This window comes from Phyllobacterium sp. RCAM01083 (assembly GCF_055685835.1).
Window position 1 is genome coordinate 15,540 of sequence record NZ_JBVFZN010000004.1, and the last position, 14,410, is coordinate 29,949.

At 56.1% G+C, this 14,410-nt stretch carries 12 protein-coding genes and 1 pseudogene; 4 read left to right on the plus strand and 9 right to left on the minus strand.

What is annotated here, in order from left to right; all coding sequences use genetic code 11:
• Positions 1–141: 141 nt before the first annotated feature.
• The 3 genes from ACZ25R_RS04230 to ACZ25R_RS04240 all read right to left on the minus strand — a co-directional run bounded on the left by ACZ25R_RS04230 (position 142) and on the right by ACZ25R_RS04240 (position 4,914).
• A complete protein-coding gene (locus tag ACZ25R_RS04230) occupies positions 142–3,747 on the minus strand; it encodes an autotransporter family protein (protein WP_472460158.1) in 3,606 nt (1,201 codons plus the stop codon).
• Positions 3,748–3,916: 169 nt separating this feature from the next.
• Positions 3,917–4,456 carry an invasion associated locus B family protein gene (locus ACZ25R_RS04235; RefSeq protein WP_472460159.1) on the minus strand — a complete coding sequence of 180 codons (540 nt, stop codon included), beginning with the start codon at positions 4,454–4,456 and terminating at the stop codon, positions 3,917–3,919.
• A 203-nt stretch (positions 4,457–4,659) separates the two neighbouring features.
• Positions 4,660–4,914, minus strand: coding sequence for a hypothetical protein (locus ACZ25R_RS04240; RefSeq protein ID WP_472460160.1), 255 nt, complete (start codon positions 4,912–4,914; stop codon positions 4,660–4,662).
• 564 nt (positions 4,915–5,478) lie between these two features.
• On the opposite strand from ACZ25R_RS04240, the gene ACZ25R_RS04245 reads away from it, so the two are divergent.
• Positions 5,479–6,141: a hypothetical protein gene (locus ACZ25R_RS04245; RefSeq protein ID WP_472460161.1), complete on the plus strand. Its 663-nt coding sequence runs from the start codon at positions 5,479–5,481 to the stop codon at positions 6,139–6,141.
• 79 nt (positions 6,142–6,220) lie between these two features.
• Here the strand turns inward: ACZ25R_RS04245 and ACZ25R_RS04250 are convergent, their stop codons facing one another.
• Positions 6,221–6,472 (minus strand): GNAT family N-acetyltransferase, encoded by a 252-nt coding sequence (locus ACZ25R_RS04250; RefSeq protein ID WP_472460162.1) that lies wholly within the window; start codon positions 6,470–6,472, stop codon positions 6,221–6,223.
• A gap of 89 nt (positions 6,473–6,561) precedes the next feature.
• Here ACZ25R_RS04250 and ACZ25R_RS04255 point away from each other — a divergent pair.
• Positions 6,562–6,666 (plus strand): annotated as a pseudogene (locus tag ACZ25R_RS04255) (transcriptional regulator); the annotation flags it as partial.
• A gap of 761 nt (positions 6,667–7,427) precedes the next feature.
• On the opposite strand, the gene repC reads toward ACZ25R_RS04255, so the two are convergent.
• The 4 genes from repC to ACZ25R_RS04275 form a co-directional block, all read right to left on the minus strand.
• Complete coding sequence (gene repC, locus ACZ25R_RS04260; protein WP_472459634.1) at positions 7,428–8,786, minus strand: plasmid replication protein RepC; 1,359 nt, start codon at positions 8,784–8,786, stop codon at positions 7,428–7,430.
• A 156-nt stretch (positions 8,787–8,942) separates the two neighbouring features.
• Positions 8,943–9,953 carry a plasmid partitioning protein RepB gene (gene repB / locus ACZ25R_RS04265; protein WP_472460163.1) on the minus strand — a complete coding sequence of 337 codons (1,011 nt, stop codon included), beginning with the start codon at positions 9,951–9,953 and terminating at the stop codon, positions 8,943–8,945.
• 3 nt (positions 9,954–9,956) lie between these two features.
• A complete protein-coding gene (repA, locus tag ACZ25R_RS04270; protein WP_223616078.1) occupies positions 9,957–11,156 on the minus strand; it encodes a plasmid partitioning protein RepA in 1,200 nt (399 codons plus the stop codon).
• A 391-nt stretch (positions 11,157–11,547) separates the two neighbouring features.
• Positions 11,548–12,381: an aldo/keto reductase gene (locus ACZ25R_RS04275; protein WP_472460515.1), complete on the minus strand. Its 834-nt coding sequence runs from the start codon at positions 12,379–12,381 to the stop codon at positions 11,548–11,550.
• 125 nt (positions 12,382–12,506) lie between these two features.
• Between ACZ25R_RS04275 and ACZ25R_RS04280 the strand changes: the two genes are divergently transcribed.
• Complete coding sequence (locus ACZ25R_RS04280; RefSeq protein WP_472460164.1) at positions 12,507–13,418, plus strand: LysR family transcriptional regulator; 912 nt, start codon at positions 12,507–12,509, stop codon at positions 13,416–13,418.
• Between the two features lie 52 nt (positions 13,419–13,470).
• On the opposite strand, the gene ACZ25R_RS04285 is transcribed toward ACZ25R_RS04280, so the two are convergent.
• A complete protein-coding gene (locus ACZ25R_RS04285; RefSeq protein ID WP_472460165.1) occupies positions 13,471–13,821 on the minus strand; it encodes a VOC family protein in 351 nt (116 codons plus the stop codon).
• Between the two features lie 279 nt (positions 13,822–14,100).
• Here ACZ25R_RS04285 and ACZ25R_RS04290 point away from each other — a divergent pair, with 279 nt between their 5' ends.
• A complete protein-coding gene (locus ACZ25R_RS04290) occupies positions 14,101–14,370 on the plus strand; it encodes a DUF3592 domain-containing protein (protein ID WP_472460166.1) in 270 nt (89 codons plus the stop codon).
• The last annotated feature ends 40 nt before the right edge of the window (positions 14,371–14,410 follow it).

Consider the following 14,410-nt stretch of genomic DNA (forward strand, 5'->3'; position numbering starts at 1 on the left):
TGCGAAGGCCTCCCCTCTACCTCAAATGCAGCCGGCTTTCGCCTGCTGCTGGTTCACATGCCGAAGATCTGCGATGTCAGAAAATCAAAGAAGGTGTTCCGGCCGGATGGGTTGCTTAGGGCTCCGGCCGGAACAGTTTGATTACCAGGTGATCTTGAGACCGCCAGTGACCTTGCCTGCCACATCGGTGCTGCCGCCAAATTCGACCGACGCCCGGCCGAAGAAGCTGACATTCTTGGCAACCTTGGCTTCCGCACCGACACCGATGTCGTAACGGGTGCCGCGCATATCGGACCCAATCGCCGTATCCGCTACGTGGAGCCCGTTCCTGCCCTTGAATTCATGCTTCACATTGCCATCGACGAAGGTTGTGACTGATTTCACAAATTTCTTCTTCTTTGCCGGCGCAACCACGACTTTGGTCTTCATTTTGCCTTTGGTCTTGGCTTTGCCCTTGGCAGCCTTCTCGGGGACCGGCATCAGGTAGACCTGTTCGTCCCCGTCATCGCCGAAGAAGAATGTCTTCTCCAGACGGATACCAAGACGACCGCGCAGGCTTTCCGCTTCCTGGCCGTGAACAGCAATGCCATTGCCGTCCGTGAAGTTATCGGCCGTGATCTTCGAATAAGACAGCTGGGCCTGCGGTTGCAGAACGACATTGTTGCCAAGATCAAAACCATAGCCGGTCTCGATCGAAGCCGACGTGGCCTTGCCGCTATAGCTGTGACCGATCGCAAACCCCGACACGGATTTGGCTTCCACACCGAAATCCAGCCAATCCTGCTTCACAACAGCATCGACATAGGCTCCGGTACCCGGCTTTGTATCGGTTGGCACATGTTGTTGCCATGTCGCATAGGCTCCGACGCCCTTGCTCGAGATCGAACCCGATGCCGTACGGCCACGAACATTAAAGTTGGAGTGGGCATATTCACCAAACACGCCAAGGGTGAGCTTGTCACCGGGGATGAACACGCCGCCAAGCGAATAGTCGCCGCCGATCTGCACGCCGCCTGTGGTCATGTCGAAGCCATGGCCATTGTAACCGTTGACCTTCGGCGAATAGGACCCGGTCTTGCCGATACCGCGGGTCCAGGCATGGAACCCTTCGCTCATTTCTTCCGAGCGCAATTCGCCGACCCGTTCGTGAAACGTATCGAGAGTCGTCAGAACATGTTCCTGTGCGCTGGCAAGAGCGATATTGTAGCCTGGAACCGTATCCACGATATGGCCGCCAGGCGGCGGGCAGGTTCCGGTTTCTTCACAGCCCGGATCGACGGGATCGACCGGATCCTCACCTTCCGTTTGCAGGTACCAGTCCTGACCGTCAGCCTTGACGAGCTTGTAGTCATAGATGCCGACAACGGCAGCAGCGCCAAGTTCGAACGTGCCGTTGCTGACACCGCCAATATCCGTGAGCTTGATGCCGTCGGTTGCGCCGGTTCCGGTCACTGCGCCCTGTCCGCCTCTGTTGGCGATGAAGAACTTGCCGTCGCCGGTCGTATCCCCGGTCACCACGAGTTTATCCGTCTCGGTCGCAGCTCCGCCCTCATTGAGTTTGCTGTTGAAAAGGAAGGAACCATTGCGGCTTTCAAGGCTGCCGACCGTCAGTGTCTTGAACGCACCATCTGCACCGAAGGCGACAGTGCCGTTATCATTCAGCAGCGTCCCGACATTGGAATCGCCGGTGATTTGCCAGACGCTTTTGTTGGCTACACCGAGCTCATGCAAGCCATCTGTTGCGCCCTTCAGAACCGATCCCTGATCAAGGGAAATGGCGGCATGCTGACCCTCGCCGGCGGCAACATGTACATCACCTTCAAGGTAGGATCCGTTCGTCGCTTTCACATTGATGATCCGCGGATCGCCCGTGCCGGTATACTCGTTCACGTTGAGGATCTGCTTGCCAACAACAGATGAGCCATCCAGGTCAACGTCCAGATTGCTGCTGGCGACATCGATGGCCGTTCCATCTTTCACATCGAGCACGCTACCCTTCATGTGCAGCGCAGCCTGACCGTCAGTGACCACATAAAGCCCGGTTGCGCCTTCACCGGAAGCCGTGACCGACGAGTTGGTAAGGTCAAACAGAGAATTGCCGCCAACGACTGACATACCTATAGCTTTGTTATCGCCAAGGCTGCTCACCTCGACCGCGACGTTCGAACCGGTAATGGTACCGCCATAAGTCGTAGTGAGACCGGTACTGCCGTTGGTTCCGGTGACACTGACCGTGTCGAGAGTGACCTGACCGCCATAGCCGGCCTGCACGCCCGCCGTCGTGGGATTATCAACGTTTACCTCAACGTTTTTGGCATTGATCCGACCGGAGCCGTAAAACGCGGTAAGCCCGGAATTGTAACTGCCATGTGTGGTCACACGGGAATTCGACAGATTGATCGTGCCTGCGCTCGCATACACTCCGTCGGCGGTTGGACCTGAGGTGGCAATATCAACATTGTCGGCGTCGATCGTGCCGCCCGACGTATACAAGCCATGCGATCCATAGCCCGCCGTATTGATGATAGCCGTGTCGACACTCACATGGCTGCCAACTCCAGCGACGATTGCCTTAGCCCGTGGACCATGGGTCGTGATCATCACATTGTTGGCCGTGATCTGCGAGTCCGCCTCGGCGTCGAGGCCATAAGCCGTGTCGCCCTGCGTTTCAATGATAGAGTTTTCGATGTCGGCACTGCCGCCTTGAAAGGCCTGAAGACCATGGCCATACGTCCCGGTGGATTTGATGACGCTGTCACTAATACTGAGGTGACCACCGCCTTGCGCGCGGGTTGCCAGAGAGCCATAGCCAGCAGTTTCGATGAAGCTGTTTGTAACCGAAACGTCGGATCCGGCACCATCGCTCAGAACGCCGAAAGACGAGTCTCCCGTCGTTACAACCCTGCTTTGGTCCAGATTGATCTGGCCACCGCTCGCAAACAGTCCATGGGCACCCTTGCCATGTGTTGTCACATCAACATTGGTGCCATTAATCACAGCACCCGACAGCGCTTGAACACCATGCGCACCAGCACCACTCGTTTCAATTGTCGTGCCGATCAGATCGGCAAGGGCATTATTGGCCGCTTTTACACCGATTGCGTCATTTCCAGCGGAGGTAATGCGACTGTCTTTGATTTGAAAGCTTGAGCCTGCGTTTGCCAAATCCACGCCGTGCGAACTCGCCCCGGCGGTCGAAACGTCAACATCCGTGATATCGGCTGTTCCACCGCTTCGAATCTGAAAACCGACAGCGCTATTACCCGTCGTTGAAACGCTTCCGCCGTTCTGGGTGTAGGTGCTACCTGTGTAATAAACCAGCACACCATGGGAATTCGGTCCTTCGGTGCTGATACTGACATCCGTCGCTATAACATGTGCGCCATGGGACACGCCAACACCAAATGCCAATATTCCGGTCGTTTTGATGACCGCGCCTTTAACGTCAATTTGGCCGCCCTTTTCGGCTGTTATGCCATTCGCAGCATAGCCTCCGGTCGTAATGCTCAGAGGTCCGTCGGCGCGAATACTACCGTTGTTGGTTGCCCAGAAACCAGAATTGGCAGCTCCAGGTTGCGTACCCGTATCAATGACGGTACCCGGTGCCACAGTTTCATTGGTTCCGTCCGCGATGACCTGTGCTGCTGCGGGCAAACCGAGTACGGTCAGGATTGCAGTTGAAACGGCAAGACGTTTGAAACTGGACCGCAGCAGGCGGTCGGGTTTCGCGAGATATTTCGAGGTCATTTTCGTGTTCCTTCGGGTCCACCAGACCGCGATGCAGTTGCCGGACGATGGTGTTGTTTTGGTTGAATAGGGACGCAGGGATCCATGCCGCCGCCATCTATCTGGCTGCGGGCTACGGATCGGCACCCCCTCGCACAGCCAACCGATGTGGTTGACAGACCGGGCGCGATTATTTCTGGAGGGCTACAGCGCGATCGAACGCATTCTGAAAGCCATTGAGCGAGATGGTGAAATTGGCATCCTTGCCATCATCGGTGACGGTCTTGACGTTGAGAGCCTTTCCCTTGCCCAGGGAGGTTATCAATTTTGCATCGGCCGACACGTTAACGACGCAACCTGCTAGCAGACAGGTCCGGAATGGATTGGCGTCACTGGCCTTGCCATCGTCGATCTGCAGGACTGCTCCCTTATCAAGCTTGAGACCCAGTGGAAGAACAAAAACAGCTTCAACGGCCTTTTCTTTCGGCTGAATTTCCACAGCGAGAACGCGCTGGCTTGGGCCATCCTTGACCTGGCGGACCTGTTCCTGAATCAGAATGCAGTTCTTCGCACTTTTGTCGTCAACGCCGCAGATGACTGTCCAATCACCATGCTGTTCGCGCAAAGATGTAGCTCCGCCCGGCAGGCCGGCGTCAACGGCAAAGGCCGCATTGCAGAGTGCAAGAGCGGCAACGCCTGCTCCCGCAAGGGAAAGAAGAGATTTCAACATTTACATTTTCCTTGCACATGCGCCGCCTTGGGAGGTTTCAACGCGTTGTTCGAATTGGATGTGTCCCGACCTGCTTTCGCTTGACGGCGTAAGCAGGTCGGGAATGAAGGTTCCTGCGATGGGGGAATTCGCTGGTGGCCTTCTTGGATTGGGCGGGCGAGAGCCCGCCAAAGTTGACATCTGCCGCATCCCGGTCGACGGGCTCAGAAATCGAATGTGAGTTTTAGCGCCAAGGCCGAGAACAGAAGAGTAGTGGAAAGCACACCGATCCAGATGGGGACCATGATGCTTTCCAGCTTCCTGGATTCCTGGCCAAACTGATAACGGCGCGTTTTCAATTGATGCGCGCTATGCCGATACCTGAGCTCTGGATCACTCGCGGCTGCGCCCGACCAGCGCTTGGCAGCGGAACGTCCGTCTTTGATATTATGGCTTCCGTCAAATCTTGCTTCTGTCATGACAACCGCCAATCCTTGTGTTTCGGCGCGCCGGAGAAAACGGCCGTTTCGATTGGCGTGTTAATTCTATGAAAATCGGATGGAGTCATTCGAAACAGGTTCCAATCCGGATGCATTCGGGCATCAAAAACAGATTTCTTCAGCCAATTCACTGAAATTACTAGGAAAAACTACCTCCAGAATGGAAGCGATCGTTTTCTGAACACAAACCCAAGTTCGAAATACTTGAATGCCTATGAGCAAGGCATTCCAGCCATAAGCGCACACGAGACGATGCTCTCGCCTGATGAGAACCAGGGTTTACTCTCGACAAATTTCGTGGCCCGCCCTGTGCGCGGGAGAACTGCTACCAATTCGGGGGCACTTTTTCATTGGTTAATTAAATAGTTAGCAGATTGCATTCCGGATTGGCCGCACGATAGCACCAGTTTGGGAGTTGTTGGGCATGACAATCAGCCGATTAATTCTGATTTAGCCACGGTATCCGGTCGCAAGCATCTATTCACGCAATGCCTGCCGGAACGTCGCGCCTTGTGGCGCAGCTTAACCGGAGGTACCGCTACAATGACGAATTTAAAGCAGAAATCGGTCCTTTTGGTCGGTGCTGGTAAAGCACTGGCCGCTCCACTCGTTCAGGCATTTCGGACGAAAGGCTATGATGTTCATTGCGTTGGGAGTCCGTTTTCAGTTCCAACTGACGGATCGGGTGTTGTCAGCACCAAAAATGAAATCTGGTTGTCAGAAGAGGTGCTTCGCGTTTGTCAGGACGTTGGCAAAATTGACATTCTCATCAACTGCATAGCGCTTGATGGTCTCGACAAAGACATTGAACACCCCACTTTCACAGCAGTCTATGCATCCACAGTCATGCAACTGAACCGTGCGCTGAGGCCCGTTTTGCCGGGAATGATCATTCGTCAGAGTGGCCAGGTTATTACGCTTGTCGCTGGAAAGCTGGAATCCGGCAGCAAAACAGCCTTCCATGCAGCCATCACTGCGGCGGCAAGCGTGACAGACCGGATCAACAGCGCCACAGTATCCGACAACATCCGATCCAATGTTCTTTTTCATCGCGGGCCTTGTGGGAATAGGCAGTACGACACGCTTGCCGATTGCGTCATGGGGCTGGTAGCGCCGCATCAAAGGGCAGGAAATGCTCGCGTACAGCTTGTCACCAACTATCTTAAGTCGCTGACCTCTGCCATCGGGGAACCAGTTCCTGCCTAGATGATTTGAACTGGTCTTGTTCTGACCCCTAGTCCGCCAGTTGCGCAACAGTTGATGAACCTATCTAGGTAAAAGTATCTCAGTCTGAAATTCGTGTGACGATCTGTGGAACCGCCATCTCCATGACATGATCCGTTTGCGCATCCTCACCTAGCATGAACGTCTCTGCTCCCGACACGCGAAAGCCGGTCTTCTCATAGAACGCGATTGCTCGATGATTTTGCGTCCAAACAGTGAGCCAAAGCCGATCCGTTCCGCGCCAGCGGCATTCCTCAAAGATTCGATCCATGAAACGTGCAGCGAGCCCACAACCCTTCCACGGCGCATCCACGTATAGTCGCTTAAGCTGGACAAGCGTTTTCCGGGGTTATTGATCGTATTCAGGCAATTCGAAAGGACCTGGCGCCGGCTGCCGGTCGCATTGCGGATTTCATCACGAAGAATGCCGCCGACGTCGTGCACATGTCCGTGACCGAGGTCGCAGAACGGGCAGAAGTGAGCGAGGGAAGCGTTATCGGTTTTTGCCAGACCATCGGTGCCCGTGGGTTCCAACAGATCAAGCTCTCCCTTGCGCGTGAACTGGTGCAACCCGTGCAATTTATCCACGAGGATTTGACCCCGGATGACGATACAGCTGCGGTGATCGAAAAAGTATTTCAGTCGGATTTGCAGGCCTTGCGTGACACGCAGAATGCCCTCGACGTCCATTCCTTGGCCCGCGCCGTCGAGGTGACTGGATCGCTTCATCGAAGAGGATGCCGCCGTTCTCCATACCGGCATGGTATCGGCTGGCTTTGTCACTGTTGATGACACCGGTGCACGCCATGCTCGCGGTGCCGGCTACCCCCATCACGAGCGAGATAGATCGCGATTGTCGGCAGTAAGCAGTGTTGTTTTCATTATATTTTTCCAGCTGGTACGAATTTATATACCCATTAGCTTCTGCATGATGGATAAGAATGCAGCCCTGATTCACCTGGGTGAGCTTTGCGCACTTCCATTTCCCCTGTCTGCAAATTTAGTCAGCTCTGTGGCCGTCCATCTACCCGCTTATCGCGGCATTCGTGGCTTTGCTTGGCTGTACAGCGTTGCTTTTAATGAGTTTTTTGGTGCCCCCTGCCCCTCCGCTTTGTCCCATCACCCGCGTACTCGCCGGTGTTTTTCTCTTATCGGCATGTACAACTGTTCGTTTTCTCGCGTCTTGCGTGTTTGTACACATTGGATTTGCTGGGGTTTTCCGGGTGGTTTCGCCCGCGAAACGGTGTGGTTGGCGCGCCATGTCGGTGTCATTCCAGCTGCCCCTTGACCAGCCTGACATGGGTGCCATTGGCCCTGAGCTGGGCGAGCAGCATCGGCCAGACGGAGAATTCGCCCTTGGCCGCCTTGTCGGTGAGGGAGCGGAGGTAACCGCCGGCCGAATTGATCTGATCGGCCCTTTGCAGGATGCAGGCCATGGCAATGGCGGCGTTTTCCTGGCCGAGCACCGCACAGGCCTCCTCATAGGCGGATGGGCTGACGCCGAGCATGGAGCGCACGACAATGGCCGCGCCCATCAGTTCGGCCCAGCTGGCAAGGCCGTTCCTGGCATAGGCCGCGATATCCGGACAGGCCTGGCGCACCAGTCCGAGCGGAACCGGCTTTGCCTCGAAGGCCTCCGCGCCCAGCCCGGAAAGATCGATGCTGCCGCCGGACATGTCTGCCGGCATCCTCCGGCCCGGGCCCGGGTTTTCCGCTGCCTGGCCTTCCCCCTGCTCTTGCTGCGGTTCGCTCGGCAGATCCCCGTCGTCATTGTGCGCGTCGGCTTGGCCTTGGTTTTTTCTAAAGCCAGGTTCAAGATCAGATGTGGATTGGGTGTTTGAATTTTGTTTGTGGCGCTCAGAATGAGACTCTTTGGCGCTTGATTGTGTCGAATTCAGCTTATTCTGCAACAACTTGGAGATCTCCAGCTGGATGCATTCCAGGCCGTCGACAATCGGCTCCAGATCGCGGATCCTCGCCTGGCGGGGAATATCATCAATCACACCGCGAAACGCCGTGTGGTGGCCGTTCCAGTCGATGTCAGGCATTTCCTCAAAGCCCAGCTCGATCAGCTTGACGATGTCGCGGCGCAACAGCGTCACCTTCTCCTTCATCAGCTTCAGCTGCAGCCGCTCGCCCCGCACCGTCTGCGCCATAGTGTCGAACTCCTGCGCCCGCACCACCAATGGTGCCAGCGAGAAGCCAAAGGCCTCGCCGCCCTCCCCTGCCCCCGCTGCCCGGGCTTTGCGCGCATAACGCTTGCCGTTGGGGCTGTCCTTGCGGAAAATCAGGCCGGTTTCCACCAGCGCGCTCAAATGCCGGCGCAGCGTTGCCGGCGCCATGCCGTGCGCGCGCAGCGACAGCTGCACATTGGACGGAAACACCACCAGGCCACCCGCCTCGCTGAGCGCGTTCTGCGGATAGAACGTCAGCAGCGCGTTCAAAACCACCAGCGCCCGGTCGGAAATCCCGATCAGCGCCCGCGCCTCGCATAAGGAGCGAAACAGCTTCCATTTGTCGACTGAAGCTTCTGGATCGACGTCGCTCGCCTGCGCCTGCGTTGCCAGCATGCCAAGCGACAGCGATCGCCGCCCGAAGGGCGTCGTGAATGCATTCCCCGACTGCATCGTCTTCTACCTTTCAATAGGCAAAAGAAATCCGCTCGCCCAAACGACGCCAAAATGTCTTGACACTGATTCCCGGAAATGCGATTCTCAAGTTACCACACTGTGAGAAGGGCTTCCGCGACGGCAACGTTCGGGAGCTTTTTTCTTTTGCGGTGTCTAGTCTCCTGTTTCCTTCCGGAATTCTTCAAACAAAGTAAGCAGCTTGCGCTCGACAAAAGCGCCGAACTGCGCGCCACTCCGTTTGTCGAAAGCTATATTAAGCGCCGTATCGGTCTCCTTGATCTTCGCCGGAGATGTTCCGTCAGGCGCAGTCCAGGCCGTCACACGCGGCTTGTCTTTGCTGATCTTGAGGAGATCAAAGATAATCTGAAAGCGGGCATCGCTCCTGGCTGTGAGAAAATCTGCATCTTCAATGTGCTTGAGAGCCCGCATACGCTTGGCCCTGTCCTCGACCATATCAGCGATTTCTGCCCACCGTTGCCGCCCAAAAGACGGAGCCGGGCCGATCGCTTCGATCAAAGGCGATGGCACGCGCCTTACCAGGGCAATCATCCGTGACAGTGCCGCTTTATCCACGCCCAGCGACGACATGATTGTCTCGCGGCCAAAGCCCTTGGTTTCCAGCTTTGCCGCAAAATAGCACCGTTCAATGAACGACAAGTCCGTGCGGGCGTTGTTTTCCTGGCCTTGCGAGACGATCAGTTGCTCGTCCGTGAGATCGCGTACAACGGCTTTGACCGTCCCGCCGATCTCCTTGATGGCGGCCAGACGCCTGTGACCATAGGCAACCTGAAACCGCCCTGCCCTTTCAGGATGAGGGCGCACCAGGATCGGGACCTGCTGGCCGTGTTCACGAATCTGGTCGACCAGACCGGATTGATCCTCAGCATCAACACCAAGACGATCAACAACGAACGAGGCATCAACCAGCGAAGGATCAAGCTCGATGATCGCCTGCCCCTCGGCAAGGCGCTTTTCAATTTCTTCCGCGCGCTGCGCCTTGGCGGATATGCCATCCAGCGATTGGGAGATTGCACCTACGGGGCTTGCTGGGCGCAATGGACGATCAAGGCCCAGCAAAGGCCGACCGAGCGTCGTCCTGACAGGTGCCGCAGCTTCCGGTTCAGCGGTATCCGGCGTCATTTCAAACAGGTTCTTGCGCGCCATGGGTTACTTCCTTCCCCACGTTCTACGGAGCAGTTCCTCGATTTCACCATTGACCAATGTCAGGCTTTCCAGTGCGCGATCGTAGGTGCCGCGCGTGAACAGCGAACGGTCCACTTCGTAGAGCGTCTGCTTGGTCAGGCCGGCATCGGAAATCGCCGTGGACTTCAGCATTTCATTCTCAAGAACGCGATTGCCGAAAATGGAACGCATGAAGCCCGCCATCTGGTTCTGCGGGCCATCATTCGGTTCAAAGCGCGTCACCAGATAGCGCATCCAGTCATAGTCGGTCTTGCCCCCGGCATTCTCCACCACGGCAAGCAGATCGCTGGTCATGTGCAGGAACTGCGACATCGACATTACATCCAGCATCTGCGGATGAACCGTGATCAGGATGGCGGTTGCAGCACAAAGGGCCGACAGCGACAGGAAACCCAGCTGCGGCGGGCAATCGAGGATGACCACGTCATAGGCGGATTCGATATCGGCAAGACATTCGCCGATCCGCGAGAAAAACATCGTATCAGGACGCTTGTCCGCCAGAACTTTCGGCGTTTCGTGCTCGAATTCCATCAATTCCAGATTGCCCGGAATGATGTGCAGGTTCGGCGTATAGGTTGCACGGACGATTTCGGTGATATGCCTGCGGTCGGAGCCGTAGCGGATGGCGCCGTACAACGTCTCGTTCTGATCCACATCCAGTTCCGGCTGGTGCCCGAACATAGCGGAAAGCGAAGCCTGCGGATCGAGGTCGATGGCAAGCACGCGATATCCCCGCAGCGCCAGATACTGCGCCAAATGTGCGGATGTCGTCGTCTTGGCGCTTCCGCCCTTGAAGTTCATGATCGAAATGATCTGCAGCTTTTCACCGTCCCGGCGATGCCGCACATATTTGGCAGCACTCTTGCCGTTGGCATCGAGCAGACGGCGCAGTTCTTCCAGGTCATTGACGGAATAGAGCCTGCGACCATTGGGTTGCGGCGCGGGGCCATGACCATCCGCCACGATCTGGCGCAGATACCCCTCATGAATGCCGATGAAGTCTGCAGCCTCGGCCGGCGTGAAAAGACGGATTGTCTTCTGCGCAGTGGGCGGGAAAATGCGCGATTGATGAGCTTGCAGCTGCCGCGCCAAATCTTCAGCGTCAGATGCGATCAACGACCGCAACGTCGTTGCGGGCACATCTGCCGGGTTCTGATCAAGCATCTCAACCTCTCATCCGCGCATTTTGGCCCAAACTTTAAAAATATGCGCTGATTACAATATGGAGAGATTCTCCTTTTGTGGCAAACTGTTTTAGGTTAACCAACAGTTAAGTGGGCTGACGCCCCAGGAAGCCACCGCAGTTGTACGCGTACAACCAATTCCAGGAATGCTTGCCCGCGAATCCCGCACTGGCAGATGGCCGCCGTTACCGATGAGTTGTACGCGTACAACACCGGACAATCACAACATTGCGTGGTCTTCGGTAAATGAAATGGAATCACTATCCATTGCATCATAACAGGTATCCGGCAGTTCACCTCCCTTGCAAAGACAACGGAGGTGGACTGCAATTTCTTTTCACCGCAGGCAGCCTTCTTGTATGCGGCCTTGCTTATGCAATTTTATCCCATACCGGAGCCAGGCCGCTCGGGCTGACGATACGGCCGTCCGTACGCGCGAGTCCATGGATGGCCGCCATATCCGCATCACTGAGCGCAAAGTCGAAAACGGCGAAATTCTCGATCGCACGTGCCTCGCTCACGGTCTTCGACAAAGCAATCAACCCCCTCTGCTGCACCATCCAGCGCAGCACAATCTGGGCAACAGTTTTTCCTTCGCGCGCAGCAATATCCTTGAGTACGGAATCGGCAAAGACGGCGCCGTCTGCCATCGCGTAATAGCCGGTCACCGACAGGCCAGCCTTTCGCGCCGCATCGATGACGGGCTTCTGGTCGAGATAGGGATGATACTCTACCTGATTGGTCACCAGCGGTGCATCGGTCAGTGCCACCGCTTCGGCCATCAGCGCCGTATTGAAGTTGCTCACTCCGATATGGCGCACTTTGCCCTCCGCCCTCACTTCGTTCAGGGCGCCGATCTGTTCGGCAAGCGGTACTACATCATTCGGCCAATGCAGCAGCAGAAGGTCTATATAATCGGTCTTCAGTTTTTTCAGACTCTCTTCGACCGAGGCGACGAAGGCATCACGCCGATAGTTGTCAACCCAGACCTTGGTTGTCAGAAATACATCACGGCGTGCAACACCCGAATTGCGAAGACCTTCGCCGACCTCGGCTTCGTTCCCATAGATCTGCGCAGTATCGATGTGGCGGAAACCCAGTTTGAGCGCATGCGGCACCATGCGCAAAACATCGGCACCGGGCATACGGAACGTGCCAAAGCCCAGAGCGGGTATCGAGGCACCATTGGCTGAAACGGAATGCATTGTATTCTCCTGTGTTATTCCACGGTTACTGACCGACATATGGCGCAAACCCATTGCTGTTATAATGCAGTAAAATAAACTATGGTCTGTGAAATGAATTCATATGAATGGCCGAGGTGTTTGCCGTGAACAATCGCGCAGGCGAGATGGAGGTTTTCGTGGAAGCCGTGGAGCGCGGCAGTTTTACCGCCGCGGCCGAACGGCTTGGTCTGTCGCCCTCTGCCATAAGCAAGCTGATCACCCGGATCGAAGAACGTCTCGGCACGCGCCTGCTTGTTCGCTCGACGCGGGCACTGCAGCTGACGCCGGAAGGCGAGGCCTATCATCAGCGCGCGGTGCGTATCATTGCCGAAATCGAGGAGACGGAACGGCTGATGACCTCGGGCGGCGCAGCCGTTCCGCGTGGTCTGTTGCGCGTCAACTCGTCGGTGGGTTTCGGGACGCGCTGCATTGTTCCCCTGGTGCCGGCTTTCCTGGCGCGTTATCCCGATGTCGAGCTGGACCTGTCACTCTCGGATGGTGTCATCGATATCATCGAAGAGCGCGCGGATGTGGCCATCCGCACCGGCCCCATGCGCGACTCGGGTTTGAAGGCGCGCAAACTGGGCGAGAGCCGCCGCGTGATCGTGGCTGCGCCGGACTATCTGGCCAAGCACGGTGTTCCGCAGACGCCGGACGAGCTGGCACAGCACAATTGCCTGACGTTCAACTTTCGCCGCAGCATGGATGAGTGGGCTTTCCGCTACCCGGGAGAGGAGCGCATTCGCCCCGTCGCGGTGAAAGGCAACTTCAAGGCCAATAACGGATCGAGCGTGCGCCAGCTGGCGATTGCAGGACTGGGACTGGCACGCATTGGCCAGTTTCACGTGCAGAAGGATCTGGATGCTGGTACACTCGTACCGGTTCTCGATGATTATAATCCGGAAGACATGGAGTTTATCCATGCCGTCTTCGCCGGACATGAGCATATGGCTGCCCGCATTCGTGCCTTCATCGACTTTCTAGTGGAAAGTAACCCCGTGGACATGACCGTATAAGAACTATCTTGTTTTAAAATCATATAGTTAAATGGTTAACCGAAATATAGGTTCAGCCGTGTGAGAGAATATTGACGATATTTCCGAAGGGATCGCAGACATAGAAGCGGCGCACGCCCCATGGCTCATTGCTTATATCGTATGGAATCTCCAGCCCGGCTGCTTTTGCCCGCTGATAGATGATGTCGACATCATCGACCTCGATGGAAAGGGAGGGGAGGGGGGTGCCTGAACCGCCTTCGCTTGCCACACTTACTTCCGGCCTGGAGGTCACGTCAGAGGCGAATGTCAGTATCCAGCCGTGATCCATAACCACGTCGAGATCGAGCAATTCCTGATAAAACTTCCTGGCACGTTCAGGATCGGATGCCTTGAGATTTGGCACTATGCGTCGAACGGCCATCGCTTCCTCCCACGTATCGCCAGCCGCCTTCTTAGCGTTCAGCGCAGACTTGATCTATACGCCAAGTTCATTAAAAACTCTGCCCATGCGTGGCTCAACAATCGCCAAACCCGGTTTTCTCGCAGTGGCGCTGATTCTCTTCGGAGTTTCAGGATATTTGGCGATACACGCACATCGTTTCATCGTTCACGCGCAACGGGCTCAGGGGCGTGTCGTTGAAATGCTGATGGAGTCGTCCGGGAACGGCGGACCTGCTCTTTCTCGGCCATGGTCGAGTTCATGACAGCGGATGGCACCAGAATCGAATTCAAGTCGACAAGTGCTTCGTATCCACCATCCTTTGCTCGCAACGAAATCGTTACCGTCTTCTATGATCCCGATGAACCGCAATCGGCCGAGATCGATAGTTTCTTCTCCTTGTGGGGAGGGGTGGTCATCACAAGCGGGCTCTGCGTGGTCTTTGCGGGATTTACCACAGCCCTCTTTCTTCGTGTCAGTTTCGCTGGGAAAAAATCCCGACGCGAGCCCATGTCGCAAGTAAAATCATAACCGGAAAGAGCGAAGCCCCCTCGTTCCAGAGCGGGGGAGG